The sequence below is a fragment of the Streptomyces sp. NPDC016851 genome (assembly GCF_055562795.1).
Genome location: NZ_JBVHEP010000041.1, coordinates 46,282 through 61,547 on the forward strand (window position 1 = coordinate 46,282; position 15,266 = coordinate 61,547).

At 73.0% G+C, this 15,266-nt stretch carries 14 protein-coding genes and 1 rRNA gene; 3 read left to right on the plus strand and 12 right to left on the minus strand.

All coding sequences use genetic code 11. The annotated features are described in order from the left end of the window. Nucleotides 1-23 precede the first annotated feature (23 nt). Entirely contained in the window at nt 24-1,667 is a 1,644-nt protein-coding gene (locus tag ACZ3I3_RS39610; protein ID WP_467372641.1) for a PucR family transcriptional regulator, read from the plus strand. A 31-nt stretch (nt 1,668-1,698) separates the two neighbouring features. Here ACZ3I3_RS39610 and ACZ3I3_RS39615 read toward each other — a convergent pair whose 3' ends face one another. The 5 genes from ACZ3I3_RS39615 to ACZ3I3_RS39635 all read right to left on the minus strand — a co-directional run bounded on the left by ACZ3I3_RS39615 (nt 1,699) and on the right by ACZ3I3_RS39635 (nt 6,989). Beyond that, complete coding sequence (locus tag ACZ3I3_RS39615) at nt 1,699-2,844, minus strand: glycosyltransferase family 4 protein (RefSeq protein ID WP_467372642.1); 1,146 nt, start codon at nt 2,842-2,844, stop codon at nt 1,699-1,701. A 253-nt stretch (nt 2,845-3,097) separates the two neighbouring features. Next, complete coding sequence (recN, locus tag ACZ3I3_RS39620; RefSeq protein ID WP_467372654.1) at nt 3,098-4,816, minus strand: DNA repair protein RecN; 1,719 nt, start codon at nt 4,814-4,816, stop codon at nt 3,098-3,100. Between the two features lie 160 nt (nt 4,817-4,976). Continuing rightward, the gene (locus ACZ3I3_RS39625) at nt 4,977-5,882 is read right to left on the minus strand and encodes an NAD kinase (RefSeq protein ID WP_399412561.1); all 906 of its coding nucleotides are present in this window, start codon (nt 5,880-5,882) and stop codon (nt 4,977-4,979) included. Beyond that, the gene (locus tag ACZ3I3_RS39630) at nt 5,879-6,694 is read right to left on the minus strand and encodes a TlyA family RNA methyltransferase (RefSeq protein ID WP_467372643.1); all 816 of its coding nucleotides are present in this window, start codon (nt 6,692-6,694) and stop codon (nt 5,879-5,881) included. The genes ACZ3I3_RS39625 and ACZ3I3_RS39630 overlap by 4 nt, the downstream gene beginning before the upstream one ends. Nucleotides 6,695-6,701: 7 nt before the next feature. After that, on the minus strand, nt 6,702-6,989 hold the full coding sequence (locus tag ACZ3I3_RS39635) for a hypothetical protein (protein ID WP_467372644.1): 288 nt from the start codon (nt 6,987-6,989) through the stop codon (nt 6,702-6,704). A gap of 42 nt (nt 6,990-7,031) precedes the next feature. On the opposite strand from ACZ3I3_RS39635, the gene ACZ3I3_RS39640 reads away from it, so the two are divergent. Next, nucleotides 7,032-7,379, plus strand: coding sequence for a sterol-binding protein (locus tag ACZ3I3_RS39640; protein ID WP_467372645.1), 348 nt, complete (start codon nt 7,032-7,034; stop codon nt 7,377-7,379). Here ACZ3I3_RS39640 and ACZ3I3_RS39645 read toward each other — a convergent pair. The 4 genes from ACZ3I3_RS39645 to ACZ3I3_RS39660 form a co-directional block, all read right to left on the minus strand. Next, the gene (locus ACZ3I3_RS39645) at nt 7,363-8,235 is read right to left on the minus strand and encodes an ABC transporter ATP-binding protein (protein ID WP_467372646.1); all 873 of its coding nucleotides are present in this window, start codon (nt 8,233-8,235) and stop codon (nt 7,363-7,365) included. The two genes, ACZ3I3_RS39640 and ACZ3I3_RS39645, sit on opposite strands and share 17 nt — an antisense overlap. Then, nucleotides 8,232-9,272 carry a FecCD family ABC transporter permease gene (locus ACZ3I3_RS39650; protein ID WP_467372647.1) on the minus strand — a complete coding sequence of 347 codons (1,041 nt, stop codon included), beginning with the start codon at nt 9,270-9,272 and terminating at the stop codon, nt 8,232-8,234. Before ACZ3I3_RS39650 ends, ACZ3I3_RS39645 begins: the two co-directional genes overlap by 4 nt. Further along, nucleotides 9,269-10,312 carry a FecCD family ABC transporter permease gene (locus tag ACZ3I3_RS39655; RefSeq protein WP_467372648.1) on the minus strand — a complete coding sequence of 348 codons (1,044 nt, stop codon included), beginning with the start codon at nt 10,310-10,312 and terminating at the stop codon, nt 9,269-9,271. Before ACZ3I3_RS39655 ends, ACZ3I3_RS39650 begins: the two co-directional genes overlap by 4 nt. A 131-nt stretch (nt 10,313-10,443) precedes the next feature. Next, complete coding sequence (locus ACZ3I3_RS39660) at nt 10,444-11,475, minus strand: HAD hydrolase-like protein (protein WP_467372649.1); 1,032 nt, start codon at nt 11,473-11,475, stop codon at nt 10,444-10,446. A 72-nt stretch (nt 11,476-11,547) separates the two neighbouring features. Between ACZ3I3_RS39660 and ACZ3I3_RS39665 the strand changes: the two genes are divergently transcribed. Beyond that, nucleotides 11,548-12,840 carry a DUF1015 domain-containing protein gene (locus ACZ3I3_RS39665; protein WP_467372650.1) on the plus strand — a complete coding sequence of 431 codons (1,293 nt, stop codon included), beginning with the start codon at nt 11,548-11,550 and terminating at the stop codon, nt 12,838-12,840. 62 nt (nt 12,841-12,902) lie between these two features. Here ACZ3I3_RS39665 and ACZ3I3_RS39670 read toward each other — a convergent pair whose 3' ends face one another. The 3 genes from ACZ3I3_RS39670 to rrf form a co-directional block, all read right to left on the minus strand. Beyond that, the gene (locus tag ACZ3I3_RS39670) at nt 12,903-13,652 is read right to left on the minus strand and encodes a tetratricopeptide repeat protein (RefSeq protein ID WP_467372656.1); all 750 of its coding nucleotides are present in this window, start codon (nt 13,650-13,652) and stop codon (nt 12,903-12,905) included. Beyond that, nucleotides 13,544-14,746 carry a hypothetical protein gene (locus ACZ3I3_RS39675; protein ID WP_467372657.1) on the minus strand — a complete coding sequence of 401 codons (1,203 nt, stop codon included), beginning with the start codon at nt 14,744-14,746 and terminating at the stop codon, nt 13,544-13,546. The genes ACZ3I3_RS39670 and ACZ3I3_RS39675 overlap by 109 nt, the downstream gene beginning before the upstream one ends. Before the next feature lie 225 nt (nt 14,747-14,971). Then, nucleotides 14,972-15,088 (minus strand): 5S ribosomal RNA (gene rrf, locus ACZ3I3_RS39680). Between the last annotated feature and the right edge of the window lie 178 nt (nt 15,089-15,266).

Consider the following 15,266-nt stretch of genomic DNA (forward strand, 5'->3'; position numbering starts at 1 on the left):
CCGGCGCGGGTAGCGTCCGGCTCATGGACAGGGCGACGGACAGCGGCTACGGCACCCAGGGCGCCGGGATCACCGTGCAGCGGGCACTGGAGCTGCCGGGTCTGCGCAGCGGGCTGCCCGAGGTGCTGGCGGGCGCCGACCGGCTGGGGCGGACCGTGCGCTGGGTGCACGCCGGTGAGGTGCCGCACATCGCCTCGCTGCTCAAGGGCGGCGAGCTGCTGCTGACCACGGGCTACGGCCTCGGCACCCGCCCGGCCGAACAGCGGGCGTTCGTGCGCACGCTGGCCGAGCGCGGCATCACCGCTCTGGTCGTGGAGCTCGGCCCGCGCTTCACGCGGCTGCCCGCCGCCCTCGTCGACACGGCCCGTTCGGCCGGGCTGCCGCTCGTCCAGCTGCACCGCGAGGTGCCGTTCGTCACGGTCACGGAGGAGATCCACACCGAGATCGTCAACGGCCACTACGCGCTGCTCCAGCGGGCCGAGGAGGTGCACCGGCGGTGCACGGAGGCCCTGCTGGGCGGCGGTGGGGTACCTCAAGTCCTCGGCATCCTGGCCGACTTCGGCGGCAATCCCGTCTTCCTGGAGACGGCGGACGGGCAGTTGCTGTACGCCGCCGGGGCGGGGCCCGAGGGCGCGGACCCGCTCCAGGTGTGGGAGGGGCTGCGCGGCCAGCACAAGGACGAGCCGCCGCTCGCGGGCTCGGTCCTGGTGGACGTGCCGGGCGGCGGGCCCGGCAGCGGGGGCGTCCGCGCGCGGCTCGTGCTGCTGCCCGTACGGGCTCCCCTGGCGCCGGTGCACCGGATGGCGGCGGAGCGGGCCGCGGGCATCCTGGCCGTGGTGCTGATGCAGGCGCGGCAGGAGGAGGAGCTGGCGGCACGCGGGCGCGGCGACTTCCTCACGGACCTCGCCGAGGGCCGGGTCACGGCGCAGGACGCCCCGGCACAGGCCCGCGTGCTGGGCTTCCGGCCGGGCGACGGCCCGCTGCTGCCGGTCGTCATGCGGCTCGGGGACACCCTGTCCCCGGGGGGAGGCTGGGCCGTGCTGGCCCGGGCGGTGTCCGAGGAACTGTCCTCGGTGGGCGTGCCGGTGCTGCTCGGGGTGCGGCCGGTGGAGGGCCGGGTGCTGGTGCTGCTGGGGCTGCGCGCGGAGCCGGAGCGGGCGACGGTCGCGGAACGGGTCGCGGCGGCGCTGCGGGCCGGGGCCGGCCGGGCCGGGATGCTGCGGCCGGGCGGGCAGCCGCCGGTGGTGGTCGTGGGAGTGCCGGGCGGCTGGACGGCCGCGGCATCGGGCCTGCGGCACGCGGCCGAGACGGCCACGGCGGCCCAGGGCCTGCCGGACCGCCCCTGGTACGACGCCCGCCGGCTGGACATCGACCTGCTGCTGTGGCGGCTGCGCGACCATCCGGACCTGGCCGCCTTCGTCGACCGGGCCCTCGGTCCGCTCCTGGAGCACGACCGGCGCTCCCGGCCGCCGCTGCTGCCCACCCTGTCGACCTACCTCGCCCACGCGGGACGCAAGGCGGAGACGGCCCGGGAGCTCCACCTCAACCGGCAGACGCTCTACAACCGCCTGGCGCGCATCGGGGAGTTGCTGGGCACGGACCTCGACGACCCGCAGACGGTGCTGGCACTGAGCCTGGCCCTGCGGGCCCGCAGGCACGTTCCCTGAGACCCCTGAGACCCCTGAGACCCTGCGCGCCCTAGGCGAGGGGCCGGGGCTGGGTCAACTCGTCGTACACGCTGAGCACTTGGGCGACCGTCTCGTCCTCGCTGGGCCAGGTCGCCGCCTGCCGCGTGCCCTTGGCCTGCAGCAGCTCCCGGCGCTCGGGGTCACCGAGCAGGCGTACGACGGTGCCGGCGAGCGCCTCCGCGTCGCCGCGCGGCACGAGTTCGGCCGCGTCGCCGACGAGTTCCGGGATGCCGCCGACGTCGGTCGCGACGAGCGGCACGCGCGCGTGGAGGGCCTCCTGGGCGAGGACGGAGCGTGCCTCCTCCCACCGGCTCGGCAGCAGGGCGAGGTCGGCGGCGGCGAGCAGGTCGGTGATGTCCTCGCGCCGCCCGATGAGCCGGACGGGCAGCCCCTCGCCCTCGATCCGCTCCTGGAGTTCACCGCGCAGCGGGCCCTCGCCCGCGATCACGACCAGGGGAACGGGATCGAGCCGGCGCCAGGCGCGCGCGGCGTCCAGCAGCACGTCGTATCCCCGGTGCCGCTCCAGGGAGCCGACGGCGATCAGCAACGGCCGTCCGATGGCGCCGAGTTCGGCGCGCACCTTGGGCCGCAGCCGGTCGGGGTCGTCGGGCTCCACGGGCCTGCGGGGGCCGGGCAGCGCGACGGCCGCGAGCCGCGCGTCCCGCGCGCCGGTGAGCCGCGCCCGGTCCACGAGGGCCGAGGTCGTCCCCAGCACCACGGTGGCGGCCTTCACGACCCGCCGTTCCAGGACCCGCAGCAGATGGGCGCGGGCCCCGTCGGCATGCGCCCGGTCGTGCCACGTCACGACGAGCGGAGTGCGCACCCGCCGCCCGCTGAGGGCGAGCACGGTACGGAACGAGGCGTGCAGCCCGTGCGCGTGCACCAGATCGGCGTCGGCGCAGGCCGCCCGCAGGGCCGCCACCGACACCGGGTCACTGCTGCGCGGCACATGCACATGGTCGGCCCCGACACCGCTGAAGTCATAGGCGCGGTCCGCCTCATAGGGGGCGCACACCGTGACCTTCACGCCCCGCGCGACGAGCCCGGCGGCCAGGGAGCGCACATGCGCACTGCTGGCCGCGTTGCCTCCGCCCAGCACCTGCACGGTGCGCAACGGCGACTGGCCATGCGGTGAGTGGCTGCTCACGGGGGTCACGTGGCCGGGCTCCTGGTTCGGGTCGGGGGTCACCGCGCAGGATTCCCACGCGTACTCCGCCAAGGATGCCAGGACATATGCGGGTTCCGGGAACGCCCGGAGCCCAGCGGCGTGACAGTGGGGCGCGGCATCGGGGAGACGCGCCGGGCCGGGTCACCCACACGAGTGAAGATCGGCGCATCTCCCGTCAACTGGGCGACCTTTCCTCCACTCCTCCACTACAGATCCGCTCTTTCCCTACAGATCCGCCCCGCTACAGATCCGCCCGAGCCGTCGCCAGCAGCTCCTCCGCATGCGCGCGTGCCGTCTCCGAGTCCTCCTGGCCGGCGAGCATCCGGGACAGCTCCCGGACCCGCTCCTCCCCTTCCAGCACCTTCACACCGGAACGGGTGACCGACCCGTCGTTCGTCTTCTCAACCAGCAACTGCCGGTCCGCGAAGGCGGCGACCTGCGGGAGATGGGTCACGACCACGACCTGCGCGGTCTTCGCCAGGCGCGCGAGCCGCCGGCCGATCTCGACCGCCGCCTTGCCGCCGACACCGGCGTCGACCTCGTCGAAGAGGTACGTCGGCACCGGATCCGTCCCCGCGAACACGACCTCCACGGCCAGCATCACGCGGGACAGCTCACCGCCGGACGCGCCCTTGGCGATCGGCCGGGCCGGAGCACCCGGGTGCGGAGCCAGCAGCAATTCGACCTCGTCGGCACCCGCGGGCCCGTAGGCGACCGGACGGCCCCCGACCTCGACACCCTCCGGGTCCTCGGCCTGCCGGATGTCGAAGGACACGCGCGCGTGCGGCATGGCCAGCGAGGCCAGCTCGGCGGTCACGGCCGCGGCGAACCGCTCGGCGGCCTCCGTCCGCGCGTCCGTCAACGCCTGTGCGAGCCCGCCCAGTTCCTCCCGCAGCGCGTCCCGCTCAGCGGTCAGTTCCCCGATCCGCTCGTCGTCGCCGTCGAGTTCGGTCAGCCTGGCGGCACTGCGCTCGGCCCAGGCCAGCACGGCGGCGATGTCCTCGCCGTACTTCCGCGTCAGCCCGGTCAGCGCGGCCCGCCGCTCCTCGACGGCCGCCAGCCGCAGCGGATCGGCGTCCAGGTCGTCGGCGTACCCGGCCAGGTCCCCGGCCGCGTCGCGCAGCAGGATCCCGATCTCCCCGATGCGGTCGGCGAGCGCGGCCAGCGCCGGGTCGTGCGACCGTACGGCGTCCAGGGCCCGCTGCGCGCCCGCGACGAGCGTCCCGGCGTCGACGCCCTCCGGGTCCTCCGGATTGCCCGCGAGCCCGGCGTGCGCGACCGCCGCGGCGGACGCCAGCGCCTCGGCGTGCCCGAGCCGCTCGGCCTCCTCGGCCAGCTCCACGTCCTCGCCGGCCCGGGGCTCGACGGCGGCGATCTCGTCGAGCCCGTAGCGCAGCATGTCGGCCTCCTGGGCCCGTTCCCGCGCGCGCGTGGTGATCTCGTCGAGCTCGGTGGAGACGGCTCTCAGCCGCTTGTACGCCTCGCCGTACTTGGCCAGCGGCACGGCGACCGCGTCACCGGCGTACCGGTCGAGCGCCTGCCGCTGCCGGGACAGCTTGAGCAGCCCCTGCTGGTCGGTCTGCCCGTGCACGGCCACCAGCTCGTCGGCGAGCTCGGCCAGCACCCCCACGGGCACGCTGCGCCCGCCCAGGTGCGCCCGCGAGCGCCCCTCGGCGGAAACGGTACGGCTGATCAGCAGCGCCCCGTCGTCGAGCTCGGCCCCGGCCTCCTCGGCGCGTACGGCGGCCGTGGCGTCGTCCGGGACGGTGATCCGCCCCTCCACGACGGCCTTCCCGGCCCCGATCCGCACGAGCGCCGGATCCGCGCGCCCGCCCAGCAGCAACCCGAGGCTGGTGACCACCATGGTCTTACCCGCACCCGTCTCACCGGTGACCGCGGTGAACCCCGGCGACAGCTCGACGACAGCGTCGTCGATCACACCGAGCGACCGTATCCGCATCTCCTCCAACACGGACACGACCTTACGAGGTCCGAGCCAAGGATTGCGACTGGCCCGGTCCTGTCACCCACGAGAGTGGCACAGACCGTCTTTTCAGGGGCGCGGGGAACTGCGCGACCAGCCACAGACGCCCCGCACCCGCCGACGACGCGCAACCACGCTAATGAGGAGCCCCCCGCCACCCGGAGACAGGCAGCGCAAACTTGGCCACCAGCCGGTCGGTGAACGACGCATGATGCAGCCGAGCCAACCGCACCGGCACAGCCCCCCGCCGCACCTCCACCCTCGCCCCGGGCGGCAACTCCACCGTCCGCCGCCCGTCACACCACAGAACCCCCGGAGGAATGTGTGGCAGAACCTCCACAGCCAACACAGAATCCGGCGATGTCACCAACGGCTTCGCGAACAACGCATGGGCCGAGATCGGCACCATCAACAGCGCCTCGACCTCCGGCCACACCACCGGCCCGCCCGCGGAGAACGCGTACGCCGTCGACCCCGTGGGCGTCGCGCACACGATCCCGTCACAGCCGAACCCCGTCACCGGCCGCCCGTCGATCTCCAGGACGACCTCCAGCATCCGCTCGGCGGACACCTTCTGCACGGCCGCCTCGTTCAGCGCCCAGTCCGTGTGCACGATGTCCCCGTTGCGGTGCACCACGACGTCGACGGTCATCCGCTCCTCGACCTCGTACGCCTTGCTCACCACCCGGTCGACGACCTTGTCGAGGTCGTCCCGCTCGGCCTCCGCGAGGAACCCGACCCGGCCGAGGTTGACGCCGAGCATCGGCACGCCCGACGCCCGCGCGAACTCCGCACCGCGCAGCAGCGTGCCGTCACCGCCCAGCACGATGAGCAGCTCACACCCGTCGAGGCACTGCGGAGTGGCCTCCTTGACCAGCTCCACCTCGTCCGGCAGCGGCAGGTCGCAGGCCTCGGCCTCCAGGACGCGCACGCCGAGACCGGAGCGCAGCAGCCCCTTCACGACGAGCTCGGCACTGCGCACGGCGGCGGGCCGCCCCGTGTGGGCGAGCAGGAAAACTGTACGAGCTAGGTTCTCGGTCAACGCGGCCCCTCCGCCACTGCACGGTCGACATCGGCCGGGTCCAGTTCCGGTGCCCCGGCCCGCAGCCACAGAAAGTATTCGACATTCCCCGACGGCCCGGGCAGCGGACTGGCCGTCACGCCCTTCACCCCGAGCCCCAGCCCCCAGGCCTTCTGGGCCACCCCCGTCACCGCTTCGGCCCGCAGCTGGGGGCTGCGGACGACTCCGCCGCTGCCCAGCCGCTCCTTCCCCACCTCGAACTGCGGCTTGACCATCATCACCAGGTCCGCGTCCGGCTTCACGCACCGCACCAGGGCTGGCAGGACCAGCCCGAGCGGGATGAAGGACAGATCCCCCACGACAAGATCCACAGGCTCCCCATCGATCTCTTCAAGTGTCAATTCGCGAACGTTCGTACGGTCCTTGACGGTGACGCGTTCATCGTTCTGAAGAGACCAGGCGAGTTGTCCGTATCCGACGTCCACGGCGACGACGTGGGCGGCGCCCGCCCGCAGCAGGACATCGGTGAAACCGCCGGTGGACGCGCCGGCGTCGAGCGCCCTGCGTCCCTCGACGACCAGGCCCTGCGGCAGGAACGCCGTCAGCGCGCCGGCGAGCTTGTGACCGCCGCGGGACACGTAGTCGGGATCGTTCGCGTCGGCCGTGACGACGATCGCGGCCGCGGTCTCCACCTGCGTGGCGGCTTTGGTCGCGACGGTCTTGCCGACGGAGACCCGCCCGGCGGCGATCAGCTGGCCGGCGTGCTCGCGCGAGCGCGCGAGCTTCCGGCGGACCAGCTCCGCGTCGAGACGGCGGCGTGCGACTCCTGCCACGTTCGGTTCAGCTCCCCTGTCGGTGCGTCGATGGGGGCACCGGAGGTCCCGGGCGGGCGTCGAGCGCGGTGAGCGCGTCGCGCAGCCCCCGGTGTACATCCTCGTACACCTCGAGGTGTCCGTCCGTGGCGAGGTGGTCGGCGTCGCCGAGCCGGTCCAGGACCGCGTCCACGCCGACGTCGCCCGTGGGGGTGCGGGGCACGTTCAGCGGGGCCGGGGAAGCGGGGTCGTACCCGGGATCGGGAGCGGGCTCGTCCTGCGCCACCGCCGGGGTCTCGGGAACTGCGTCGTTCATGCCCCGACGCTACCGCGAACCGCTGCGGTACCGTCGACCGCGATGGCCACGATCGAGGAGTGCCGCAGCGCACTCGACAAGCTCTCCGACAACATGCAGCGCGCCGAAGGGGACGTCCGCGACGCCGCGGCCCTGGACCGTTCGGTGAGCTGTCACATCACGGACCTGGACGTCACCTTCGTCGGCCGTATGCAGGGCGGGCGGATCGTCGTGCGCGACACGGTCCAGGGGCCGCCGCCCGACAGGGCCGAGATCAGGCTGGCCATGACCGGTGACGACCTGGTCGCCCTGGTCGACGGCGAGCTGAGCTTCGCCAAGGCCTGGGGCTCGGGCCGGGTGAAGCTGTCCGCGGGCGTGCGGGACCTGCTCCAGCTCAGGAAGCTTCTGTAGCGACCGTCTTCCCGGCCCCGGTCCCCGCCCCGGCCGCCGCCCCGACGCGTGCCTTCCGCGCCGCCGGCACGACCAGCGGCGTGCCCGTCTCCGGGTCGTCGATGACCTGGCAGCGCAGTCCGAAGACCTCCTCCACCAGGCCGGCCGTGACGATGTCCTTCGGCGCGCCCTCGGCGATGATCCGGCCCTCGCGCAGGGCGATGAGGTGCGTGGCGTAGCGGGCGGCGTGGTTCAGGTCGTGGAGCACGGCGACGAGGGTGCGCCCCTGCTCCTCGTGCAGCTCCGCGCACAGGTCCAGGACGTCGATCTGGTGCTGGATGTCCAGGAACGTCGTCGGCTCGTCGAGCAGCAGCAGCGGTGTCTGCTGGGCGAGCGCCATGGCGATCCACACGCGCTGGCGCTGACCGCCCGACAGTTCGTCGACGTACCGCTCGGCGAGCTCGGCGACGCCGGTCTGCCGCATCGACTCCTGGACGACCCGCTCGTCCTCGGTCGACCACTGGCGCAGGATGCCCTGGTGCGGGTAGCGGCCGCGGCCCACCAGGTCGCCGACGGTGATGCCGTCGGGCGCGATGGACGACTGGGGCAGCAGACCGAGCGTGCGCGCGACCTTCTTCGCGGGCATCGACTGGATGACCTGCCCGTCGAGCAGCACCCGGCCGTCACTGGGCTTGAGCATCCGCGACAGCGCCCGCAGGAGCGTCGACTTGCCGCACGCGTTGGGGCCGACGATCACGGTGAAGGAGTTGTCGGGTATCTCCACCGACAGTTGCTCGGCGATCACCCGCTGGTCGTAGGCGAGGGTGACGTTCTCGGCGGACAGACGGTTCACGGTGCTCCTTCGGTTCTTGCTCATATCCGGCCCGCCTTGCGTTCGGTGACCAGCAGCCACAGCAGGTAGACACCGCCGAGCACGCCGGTGACCACGCCCACGGGCAACTGCTCGGCGCCGAACGCCCGCTGCGAGAGCCAGTCGGCGACGACCAGCAGGGCGGCGCCCATGCACAGGGAGGCCAGCAGGTTCGGGCCGGGCGCGCGGGTCAGGCGCCGGGCCAGCTGCGGCGCGGTGAGCGCGACGAAGCTGACGGGGCCGGCGGCGGCGGTCGCGGACGCGGTCAGCAGCACGGCCGCCACCATCAGCAGCAGCCGTACACGCTCGACCCGCACCCCGAGGGCGTACGACACGTCGTCGCCCATCTCCATCATCCGCAGCCCGCGCGCGTTGCACAGGACGAGCGGCACGAGCACGGCGCACAGCCCGAGCAGCGGCCAGACCTGGGCCCAGTCACGGCCGTCGAGGGATCCGGTCATCCACACGACCGCGCGGGCCGCGTCCACGATGTCGGACTTGGTGAGCAGATAGCCGTTGACCGCCGTGACGATCGCGGAGACACCGATGCCGACCAGCACCAGCCGGTATCCGTGCACGCCCCGCTTCCAGGCGAGCACGTAGATGGCGAGGCCGGTCACCAGGCCGCCCACCAGCGCGCCGGCGGCGACCTGGTTCGCGCTCCCGGAGAACAGCACGATCACGGTGAGCGCGCCGGCCGTCGCCCCCTGCCCGAGGCCCAGCACGTCCGGACTGCCCAGCGGATTGCGGGAGATGGACTGGAACAGCGCGCCGCCGAGCCCGAGCGAGGCGCCGACCAGCAGCCCGACCAGGACCCGCGGCAGCCGCAGTTCGTTGACGATGAACTCCTGGCCCGCGTTGCCCTCGCCGAACAGCGTCCGCAGCACGTCGGCGGCCGGGATCGGGAAGTCGCCGGTGCCGATGAGCACGACACTCGCCGTGAGCGCCGCGACCAGCAGCAGGAACACGACGGTGAGGGCCCGCACGTCCAGGCGTACGGACAGCCCGCCCGGGGTCCGCACGGCACGGTTGGTGGTCTTCACAGCTGAGCCGTCCTCCGCCGTCGTACGAGGTAGATGAACACCGGACCGCCGAGGATCGCGGTGACGATGCCCACCTGGAGTTCCGCGGGCCGGGCCACCATCCGGCCGATGACGTCGGCGCCGAGCAGCAGCACGGGCGACAGGATCGCCGCGTACGGCAGGATCCAGCGCAGGTCGGGCCCGGTGAAGGAACGCACGACGTGCGGCACCATCAGCCCTACGAACACGATCGGCCCGCAGGCCGCGGTCGCCGCCCCGCACAGCACGGTCGCGGCCAGCATGGACAGCGCGCGCGTCCGGTTCAGGTTGGCGCCGAGCGCCTTGGCGGTGTCGTCGCCCATGGCCATGGCGTTGAGCGGCCGGGACAACGCCAGCGCCAGGACCACGCCGGCCAGCAGGAACGGCAGGACCTGCCGGATGGTCGACTCGCTCGCCGAGGACAGCGAACCGACCGTCCAGAACCGCATCTTGCCGAGCGCCGCGTCGTCCATGATCATCACGGCCTGGAGGTAGCCGTAGAGCGCGGCACTGATCGCCGTACCGGCGAGCGCGAGCCGCACCGGCGTCGCGCCCCGGCTGCCCCCGAGGAACCACACCAGCGCCCCGACCGCGGCCGCGCCGAAGAACGCGAACCAGACGTAGCCGCTGAGCGAGGTGACCCCGAGGAACGTGACGGCCGTGACGACCGCGGCGGACGCGCCCGCGTTGATGCCGAGCAGGCCGGGGTCGGCCAGCGGGTTGCGCGTGAGCGCCTGGAGAACCGCTCCGGCCAGACCGAGGGCGGCGCCGGCGAGCAGCCCGAGCAGCGTCCGCGACAGCCGCTCCGCGACGACGACGTCGCCGTACGTCCCCGAGTCCTCGAACAAGCCGTGCCAGACCTGCCCGAGGGACAGCTCTTTCGCTCCGATCGCGATACTCGCCAGCGCGACGAGCACCAGGATCGCGACGGCCAGGAGGAGCCCGAAGGCCCGTATCGCCCGTCGGGTCGGGGGCGCGGGGGCGGTCTCCGCGCGCGGTTCGGGGGGACTGTCGACCAACACGCAGGTTAGGTTAGCCTACCCTGCCATCCGAGATCGATCCGGCGCCCGGCCGCCGCCACGGACACCCGCCCGGAGCGTGCCCGCGCACCGCGGATCCAACCCGTACTCGGAACCACGGATCCAACGGGCGCTCAAAGACCCAGCCTCGCCAGCGACTTCCCCCCGTCCAGCTCGCACACCCCGTCACCGGCGACCGTCCACGCCGCGGCGCACAACGCGCGCAACCCGTCCAGCGCCTCGCCGTCACCGTCGAGCTCCAGCCGGTCCGTACCGGCCGTCGCCGTCCAGCCACCGCACCGGAACCCGCCGTCCCCCGCCTCCGCGACATCCGGCTGGCCGCTGAGCATCCCGCGCAGATCGGCGTCCACATACGTCGGCCGGTGCTGCGGCGGCGCGGCCAGCAGCTGCGCGCCGTCCGTCACCCCGGTCAGGACGAGCAGCGAGTCGACCTCCCCGTTGAACGCGCCCTCGATGTCCGTGTCCAGCCGGTCCCCCACCACCAGCGGCCGCTCGGCCCCCGTCCGCAGGATGGTCTCCCGGTGCATCGGCGGCAGCGGCTTGCCCGCGACCTGCGGCTCGGCACCCGTGGCGATCCGCACGACCTCCACCGCCGCGCCGTTGCCCGGCGCGATGCCGCGCCCGCTCGGAATCGTCAGGTCGGTGTTCGAGGCGAACCAGGGCACACCGCGCGCGACCGCGTAACTGGCCTCCGCGAAGCGGCCCCACGGCAGCTCGGGACCGCCGTAGCCCTGCACCACAGCCGCCGGATCGTCGTCCGCCGACTCCACCGGTACGAGCCCGCGCTCGCGCAGCGCCACCCGCAGCCCGTCACCGCCGACCACCAGCACGCGGGCGCCCTGCGGCACCTGCTCGCTGATCAGCCGGGCGACCGCCTGCGCCGAGGTGATGACATCGTCCGCGCCCGTCGGTATGCCCAGCTCGGTCAGATGCCCGGCCACCGTGTCCGGCGTCCGCAGCGCGTTGTTGGTGACGTACGCCAGACGCATCCCGCCCGCCCGGGCCGTGGCCAGCGACTCGACCGCGTACGCGATCGCGCTCCCGCCCGCGTACACGACACCGTCCAGGTCGAGCAGCGCCGTGTCGTACGCCTCGCTCAGGGCCTGCCCACTGCCCTCGGGCCTCGTCCTGACGCTCCGGCTCATCCCGCATCGCTCCTCGTTCGACGGCTTTCCCCCGATCATCCCCCATGCCACTGACACCCGTACGATGCCGGGATGAACACAGCAGGTCACTCGGAAGCAACGGAGCGCCGAGGCCTGGAACTCACCCCGTTCCGAGGCCTTCGCTACGACCCCGACCGGGTCGGCAGCCTGGCCGCAGTGACGTCCCCGCCGTACGACGTCGTGGTCCGTCCCGACGGAGTGCTCCACCTCGAGTCCGCCGACCCGTACAACATCGTCCGTCTGATCCTCCCCCAGGCCGACACTCCCGGCGCCCGCAACGACCAGGCCGCGCAGACCCTGCGCCGCTGGCTGTCCGACGGCGTCCTGGCCACCGACCCGGAACCCTGCCTCTACGTCTACGAGCAGCGGGACGGCAGCGGCATGCTGCAACGCGGCGTCATCGGCACCCTCCGCGTGACGGACCCGGCCGAGCAGGTGGTGCTGCCGCACGAGGACGTCATGCCGCACGTCGTCGCCGACCGCGCGGCCCTGATGCGGGCCACCTCCGCGAACCTCGAACCCCTCCTGCTGACCTACCGCGGCGACGACTCGACGACCGCCACGGCGGACCTGATCGAGCGGACCGCCGAGCAGCCACCGCTCCTCGCGACCACCACGGAGGACGGCTTCAGCCACCGCCTGTGGTCGGTCACCGCCCCCGCCGACCTGACGACGATCCAGACCGACCTGGCCCGTCACCAGGCCCTCATCGCCGACGGCCACCACCGCTGGGCGACCTACCGCCGCCTGCGCACGGAGCACCCGTCCCCCAGCCCGTGGGACCACGGCCTGGTCCTCCTGGTCGACACGGCCCGCTACCCCCTCCGCGTCCGCGCCATCCACCGCCTCCTGCACGACCTGCCCGTCGTCGAGGCCGTGGCCGCCCTGGACGGCCATTTCCGCGTACGCCGCCTCGAAGTCCCGCTCCCCGAGGCCCTGGAGGCACTGGCGGACGCGGCCTGCGCGGGCAACGCGTTCCTACTGGCCGGCGACGGTGCCTACCACCTCATCGACCGCCCCGACCCGGACCTCCTGGCCCGCACGATCCCCGCCGACCGCCCCACCGCCTGGCGCACTCTCGACGCGACGGTCCTGCACGCCACGCTCCTCGACCACGTCTGGCACATCCCCGAGGACTCCCCCGCGCACATCGCCTACATCCACGACGCGGCCGCCACGGTCGCGAAGGCGGAAAGCGACGGCGGTACGGCCGTCCTGATGCACCCGGTACGCGAGGAGGTCGTCCGCGACCTGGCCCGGCAGGGCGTCACCATGCCGCGCAAGTCGACCTCGTTCGGCCCGAAGCCGGCCTCGGGCCTGGTGCTGCGCGCGCTGGACCTCTGACGTCTGACCCACAAAGGCGAAAGGGGCGGATCCCGAACGGAATCCGCCCCTTCTGCGCGAGGTCAGTCCTTCTTCTCCTCGGCGACGTCGCCGTCCTCGCCCTCGCCGACGGCCTCGTCCTCACCCTCGTCCTCGGCCAGGGCGTCCATGAACTCCACCCCGTCCAGCTCGGCGAGCCGGTCCGAGGCGTCGGTGCTGCCGTCCCGGTCGGCCTCCACGGCCTTCGCGAACCACTCCCGCGCCTCGGGCTCCCGCCCGGCCGCCAGCAGCGCGTCGGCGTAGGCGTACCGCAGCCGCGCGGTCCACGGCTGCACGGAGTTGGAGGCCAGCTCCGGGCTCTGCAGCGTCACGATGGCCGCGTCCAGCTGCCCCATGTCCCGCCGCGCACCGGCCGCGACGAGTCGCATCTCGACCTGCCCCGCCTTGTCGAGCTTGTGCACCTCGGGTGCCCCGGCCATGTCCAGCGCCTTCTCCGGCCGCCCGAGCCCGCGCTCGCAGTCGGCCATGACAGGCCACAGGTCGATGTTCCCGGTCATCCGCTTGGCGGCACGGAACTCGGCCAGCGCCTCGCCGTACTTCTGGGTGGCATACGCGGCGAACCCGGCGGCCTCCCGCACGGCGGCGACCCGCGACGCCAGCCGCAACGCCACCCTGGAGTAGCCGTACGCGCCCTCGGGGTCCTCGTCGAGGAGCCGCGCGACCATCACCAGGTTCTTCGCGACATCTTCCGCGAGGGTCTTCGGCAGGCTCTGGAGCTCCTGCCGTACGTCCTTGTCGATCTCTTCGCCCGTGACGTCCTCGGGAATCGGCAGCCGCTTGATCGGCTCCCTGTCGCGCTCCCGCTCCTCACGGAACCGGCCGCCACCGCGCCGGTCGTCACGGCGGTCGTCGCGCCGGTCGTCACGGCCCCGGAAGCCCCCGGGCCGCCCACCACGATCGTCGCGCCGCGGGCCACGCCCACGGTCGTCACGCCCGCGGTCGTCCCGTCCACGGAATCCGCCACGGTCGCCACGGGTGTCGCGGCTGTCGTCCCGCCGGAACTCGCCACGCTCGCTTCGAGGTGCGTCGTCCCGACGGAATCCACCACGCCCGCCCCGAGGTGCGTCGTCGCGCCGGAAACCGCCACGCTCACCGCGGTCGTCCCCGCGCCGGTCGTCACGACGATCGTCGCGCCGGTCGTCACGGCCGCGGAAACCACCGCGGTCGTCACGCCGGAAGCCACGGTCGCGGTCATCACCGCGAGGCCCACGGTCACGGTCGTCACGCCGGAAACCGCGGTCGCGGTCACGGTCGTCCCCACGGAAGCCACGGTCCCGGTCATCACGCCGGAAACCACGGTCGCGGTCGTCGCCACGGGGCCCGCGATCCCGGTCGCCCCCACGGAAGTTACGGTCCCGGTTGTCGCGGCGCTCGGGGGCACGGTCGTCACGCCGGGGGAACCCTCCGCGGTTGTCATCGCGCCTGTCGTCCCGGCGGTCATCCCGCCTGTCGTCCCGCCGGTCATCACGCCGGAAACCACCGCGCTGCCCGCGGTCATCGCCCCGCCGGTCATCACGCCGGCTGTCGTCACGGCGGCCGTAGCCACCGCCGCGGTTGTCATCGCGACGGTCGTCGCGGCGGTTGTCGTCGCGGCGGAAGCCACCACGGTCCCGGTCGTCCCGACGCTCCCCGCGGTCGTCCCGCCGGAAGGAGGGACGGTCACCGCGGTCGTCCCGCCGGAACCCGCCACGGTCGCCCTGGGCCCGGTCGTCCCTGCGCGGCCCTCGGTCACGGTCATCACGCCGGCCGTAGCCGCCACCACGGTTGTCGTCGCGCCGGAAGCCACCACGCTCGCCGCGGTCGCTCCGCTCACCGCGGTCGTTTCGGTCGCCCCGGTCGCTTCGCTCGCTTCGGCGGAAGCCGCCACGGTCCCCACGGTCCCCGCGCTGACCCCCGCGGTCGCTCCGGTCCCCCTCCCGTCGCTGCTGGTCGCGCTCCGGTCGGTCGTCGGGAGAGTTGGTGGACATGGTGACTCCTGTCTTCGGTACCGCAAGTCATTCTCGCGCAGCCGGGTGCCCAGCGCGCAGTGCAAAAACAAAAAGGACCCCTGGTCCCAGCTGTACGCTGGTGACCAGGGGTCCTTCCAAAGATTGTTCGGCGGCGTCCTACTCTCCCACAGGGTCCCCCCTGCAGTACCATCGGCGCTGTAAGGCTTAGCTTCCGGGTTCGAAATGTAACCGGGCGTTTCCCCTACGCTATAACCACCGAAACCCTAATGGTTTCGAGCGAACAAGCACACTCTTCAATTGTGTGTTCTGCTCAAAGCCGACAACTGTTCGTTGTCTCAGAACTAACACAGTGGACGCGAGCAACTGAGGACAAGCCCTCGGCCTATTAGTACCGGTCAACTCCACACGTTACCGTGCTTCCATATCCGGCCTATCAAC